Here is a 4,360-nt window from a genome sequence, read left to right on the forward strand (position 1 = left end):
ATCATCATCGTGATCAACAAGTGGGATGCCGTGCCGAAGGACACCCACACCCAGCCGGCCTATGCCGAACATGTGCGGCAGCAGCTCAACTTCCTCGACTATGTCCCCGCTCTCTTCGTTTCGGCCAAGACCGGCCAACGGGTCGAGCAGATCCTTCCGCTGGCGCTCCGCGTCCAGGAAGAGCGCCTGCGCCGCATCCCGACAGCGGCCCTCAACCGCCTGGTGCAGCAGGCGCAGGACCGGCACGCCCCACCTTCCCGGGCCGGCATGCGCCTGAAGATTCTGTACGCCTCCCAGGTGCGGAGCGACCCTCCCACCTTCCTGTTCCATGTCAACGACCCCAAGCTGGTCCACTTCACCTACACTCGATTCCTCGAAAACCGTATCCGCGAGGCGTACTCCTTCCTCGGGACGCCGATCTTGCTGGTGTTCCGCAAGCGGGAATCCAAGCGGGCCTGACCGCTGGCTGGCCTGGCTGCGGCCCTCGTATCCAGGGGCATCCCCTCGCCGAGCGCTGCGGCCTCACCGGCCATGGGCCGGCGAGGGAGGCGCTCTACGCTGGGCCGGCCGCCCGGCCAGGGTCCGCGTCGGAGGCGCCCCGCTCTGGTAGGAAGGTGTAAGCCCGGCGGTCCTTGTCAGGGTCCTCCCCGGGGTCGTATAATCACCAGTCGCGATGGACCCTAGCCGTCTAGAAACCGAGACTTCTTCCCAGCTCACCTCCCGAGAGAGGGCGGGCTGGGTGCGCACTGCCGGGGAGATCCTGCAGACCGTGCTCCTGGCCGGTCTGCTGTTCCTGGGCGTCAACTTCGTGACCGCCCGCATCCGGGTCGAAGGCAGCAGCATGGAACCCAGCCTACATGACGGCGAGTTCGTTGTGGTGAACCGCCTGGCCTATCGCTGGACTGCGCCGGAACGAGGCGATATCGTTGTGTTCCGCTTCCCCCTCAACCTCGATCGGCGCTTCATCAAGCGCATCATCGGGCTGCCCGGCGACCAGGTCCGGATCGTCGACGGGCGCGTGCTGGTGAATGGTCAGGTGCTTGAGGAGCCCTACATCGCCGCAGCCCCTCGCTACTCCGGCGAGTGGACCGTCGCCGCAGGGGAGGCCTTCGTTCTCGGCGACAACCGCAACAACTCTTCGGATTCGCAGAACTGGGGGATGTTGCCGATGGAGGACATCATCGGGCGAGCCATCCTGGTGTACTGGCCGGTCGCAGAGGCGGGGTTGATCGAGCACCTATCGCCTGCCATCGCCGCCGGAGCTTGAGGCATGCCCGTGAATGATCGCCACCCCTCGACTCCGGTCGACCGGCTGGCGCCCGCGATTCGCTCGGCCGTCGATACGGCCGGAGGCCCGCTCAAGCCGATCATTTCCTCGGCCCAGGCCGGCTCGCACCCGGTTCAGGCCGACCGTCTGGCACCGCTGATCGACCAGATCGTCCTCAAACCCGAAGCTACGGCGGCCGAGGTGGTCCAAGCGGCCCATCCCGCCGGCGTGCGGGTCACGCTTATTCTGAAGACATCGCTGCTCAGTGAGGACCAGAAGATGGCGGGCTGCTTGCTGGCCGGTGTGTGCCGTGCCGACTTCGTCAGGAGCTCGACCGGGTTCGGCCCGAGTGGAGCGACGGTCGAGGATGTCCGTCCGATGCGGACCGTGGTCGGCTCGAAGATGGGCGTCAAGGCCGCCGGGAGGATTCGCACGGCGGAGACTGCCCTGCGCATGATCGTGGCCGGAGCCAGCCGTTTGGGCACCAGCACCGGTGTTGCGATCGTCGAGCAGGTTCGCCGCCGGGCGCTGGCCGCCGCAGGCGCGGCGGGAATCTGAGCATGGCCGACAGCACCGTTCCGTATCCTTGTCCGGAGTGTCAGGTCGGCAACCTGCGCCCACGGCGTGTCTCTTATTTCACGATGGAGGGCAGGAACCTGGTGTGTGTCCCGGATTTCCCAGCCTGGGTGTGCGACGTCTGCGGCCGGCGCGACTACGATTCCAGCGCGTTGGCAGAACTGCGGGCTATGCTCGACACGACCCGCCGCGGCGCTCGCCGGCCGCGACCGCGGCCGCAGCCACCGGCAACCAGCGCACCTCCGCCGTCGGCCGCGCCCCGCCGCCGCTCCTGAGAGCCTGACCCCTCATGACGGATCCCTCTTCCCGCCGCGCCCCGCCCCGCGTCCTGGTCATCGCCGATGTCGACGATACCGCCATCACCCTGATCAGCCGTGTGCTCACGCCGGCAGGCATCCAGGCCTGGCCGGAGGGCGCCGAGGCACCCCCGCACGATCTTTTGGTGGTGGATATCACCCAGCTGCGAGGCAATCCACTGGCCAAGCTTCAGGCGCGACGCGAGCAAGGGGATGAGTCGCCGGCGGTCGTCCTGGCGGCCCACTTCCCTCCCAACCGGCTGCGCGATCTCTTCCGCCTGGGCGTGGCCGACATCTTGAACAAGCCCTTCAAGCCGGAGGAGCTGACCAAGACCATTTTCGACCTGGCCGAGGTTCGGGTCGCCGAGACCAACACCCAAGGCTTGGCCAGCCGGGTCGAGGCCATGCGCGAGCAGCTGCGCCGGCGCACCGAAGAGGTCCGGACGTTGAGCGAGATCGGCCGCACCGTCGCCGTCCTGGAAGATCTGGATTCGATCCTGACCCGCGTCGTCGAGGCCGCCGCCTTCGTCACCGACGCCGAGGAAGCCAACATCTATTTGGCAGAACCCGGAACGAGCGACCTGGTGCTGCGAGCGAGCAAGCAGCCCAACGAGCGGCAGGCCACCTTGCAGCGCATGCGCGTCACCGACACCCTGGTCGGCGAGGTCTATCAGTCGGGCCAGGCGTTGCTGCGCCAGCCGTCGTTGGATGCCGGCCCGGTCAAGGTTCAGACCGGCTTCCTGGTGCAGTCGCTGGTCGAGGTGCCGCTGCGAGTTGGCCCGAGGGTGGTCGGCGTGCTGGGGGTGTACAACCGGCTATCCGCTCGGCGCTTCAGCGAGCACCATCAGACGGTGCTTCAAGCACTGGCCGACTGGACCGGGGTCGCCCTCGAGCATGCCTCGCTGACTCTTAAGGCCAAGACCCCCGCCCCGGCCCCGCCTCCCAGTCCGGCGATCGCTGAGCCGGCGGCAGTGGGCATAGCGCCGGCGGCGCTGATCGAGGGCTTGAAGCGAACCCAGCTCCAACTCGACGGGTTGATGGCAGCCGATCAGTTCAGCCAGGACCAGAAGGTGTTGCTCGAGCAGGTCCGCCTCGAACTGCAGCGTCTGAGCAGCATGCGGATGGCGGTCATGAACGGTGAGGAAGCGGCGGACACGCTCGACTTGCCCGGCTTGGTGCGCCAGATCGCGGCCGAAGCCGAGGCGGTCGCCACCCGCCAGGGACTCGCACTCCAGGTCCTGCCGGACCCGGCCATGCCGCTGTTGCGCACGGATGAGAGCCGCATCCGCAAAGTGCTCGAAGCGCTGGTTGCCTCCTCGATGCGCCGATCAACGACAGGCTCGATCGTCCTGGAGACCCATCACTTCAACCTCCAGAAGGGGCGCAGCGACGGCCTGGCGCTACCCTTCGGCATCCGACTGCCGGACGGATTGTGGGCGGCCGTCTCGGTCGGAGACACCGGCGCCCCGCTGACCGCCGAGATCGTCGAGACGCTGACCAGCCCCCAGAACGACCCGGCGGCCGGCATGCTCGGACGCGGCTTGTCGATGGGCGAGATCCGGATGATCGTCGAGAGCCTGGGCGGCAGGCTCTGGTTCGAACAGTCCTCCGGGGGTGTGCGCATCACCTTCTGCATTCCGGTGGTATAGTCCGGCTCGGCAGGGGACATGACCGGAAAACCCGTCTCGGTCGAGATCTACACCGAAAGCCACCGCATCCTCGGGCGCCTGAACCCGGGGACCAGCGGGCTGTATTCCTTCCTGAACATCCCGACCACCTCCGCCCTGGAGATCGAAGGTGCTCACCTCAGCCGGCTGCATGCACCCGGGCGGCTGGTGGCGCGCTACCCAACTATCTGGCTGGCCAAGGGGGAGATCGTGTGCGTCCTGCTCAGCAGCCGCACGGAGATGGGACCGACCGCCACCGTCCGTCGCGGCTACACCACCCCACTGGTGCAGTGGATCCATGTCCTGCTGGGCGGTTATGAGTTGAGGGGCGCGGTGGAAAGCTCGGGACGATTCAATTTCAGCGGCTTGATGTTCGAGGGGCACCAGATCTTCATCCCGTTCTTCTTCGGCCAGATGCAGGCCATCCTGTTCCCCAGCGTGACCGCCGAATCGCCGGCCATGCTGTTCAACCGGGAGAGGGTCGACGCCATCGCCATGCTCCCCAAGGAAGAAATCCCCTCCGAGTTCCGCAGCCCGACCCAGCCGGTCTAGCC

General features: G+C 67.1%; 6 protein-coding genes. All 6 read left to right on the forward strand.

Annotated elements, in window-relative coordinates; all coding sequences use genetic code 11:
* Nucleotides 1-459: ribosome biogenesis GTPase Der (locus tag MUO23_09365; GenBank protein ID MCJ7513160.1), on the forward strand; the 459-nt coding region annotated here is incomplete at its 5' end.
* A gap of 214 nt (nt 460-673) precedes the next feature.
* Nucleotides 674-1,267: a signal peptidase I gene (lepB, locus tag MUO23_09370; protein MCJ7513161.1), complete on the forward strand. Its 594-nt coding sequence runs from the start codon at nt 674-676 to the stop codon at nt 1,265-1,267.
* A 3-nt stretch (nt 1,268-1,270) separates the two neighbouring features.
* Entirely contained in the window at nt 1,271-1,825 is a 555-nt protein-coding gene (locus MUO23_09375) for a hypothetical protein (protein MCJ7513162.1), read from the forward strand.
* A gap of 2 nt (nt 1,826-1,827) precedes the next feature.
* Nucleotides 1,828-2,118 (forward strand): YgiT-type zinc finger protein, encoded by a 291-nt coding sequence (locus MUO23_09380; protein ID MCJ7513163.1) that lies wholly within the window; start codon nt 1,828-1,830, stop codon nt 2,116-2,118.
* A gap of 14 nt (nt 2,119-2,132) precedes the next feature.
* Entirely contained in the window at nt 2,133-3,788 is a 1,656-nt protein-coding gene (locus MUO23_09385) for a GAF domain-containing protein (GenBank protein ID MCJ7513164.1), read from the forward strand.
* 18 nt (nt 3,789-3,806) lie between these two features.
* Nucleotides 3,807-4,358, forward strand: a complete 552-nt coding sequence (locus tag MUO23_09390) for a hypothetical protein (GenBank protein ID MCJ7513165.1) — start codon at nt 3,807-3,809, stop codon at nt 4,356-4,358.
* Nucleotides 4,359-4,360: the final 2 nt, after the last annotated feature.

It is taken from the genome of Anaerolineales bacterium (assembly GCA_022866145.1).
Classification (GTDB): Bacteria; Chloroflexota; Anaerolineae; order Anaerolineales; family E44-bin32; genus PFL42.

Excerpts from the sequence above, each read along its gene's own strand:
- lepB (MCJ7513161.1), top strand. The coding sequence starts at position 674 with ATGGACCCTAGCCGTCTAGAAACCGAGACTTCTTCCCAGCTCACCTCC.
- MUO23_09375 (MCJ7513162.1), top strand. The coding sequence starts at position 1,271 with ATGCCCGTGAATGATCGCCACCCCTCGACTCCGGTCGACCGGCTGGCG.
- MUO23_09380 (MCJ7513163.1), top strand. The coding sequence starts at position 1,828 with ATGGCCGACAGCACCGTTCCGTATCCTTGTCCGGAGTGTCAGGTCGGC.
- MUO23_09390 (MCJ7513165.1), top strand. The coding sequence starts at position 3,807 with ATGACCGGAAAACCCGTCTCGGTCGAGATCTACACCGAAAGCCACCGC.
- MUO23_09385 (MCJ7513164.1), top strand. The coding sequence starts at position 2,133 with ATGACGGATCCCTCTTCCCGCCGCGCCCCGCCCCGCGTCCTGGTCATC.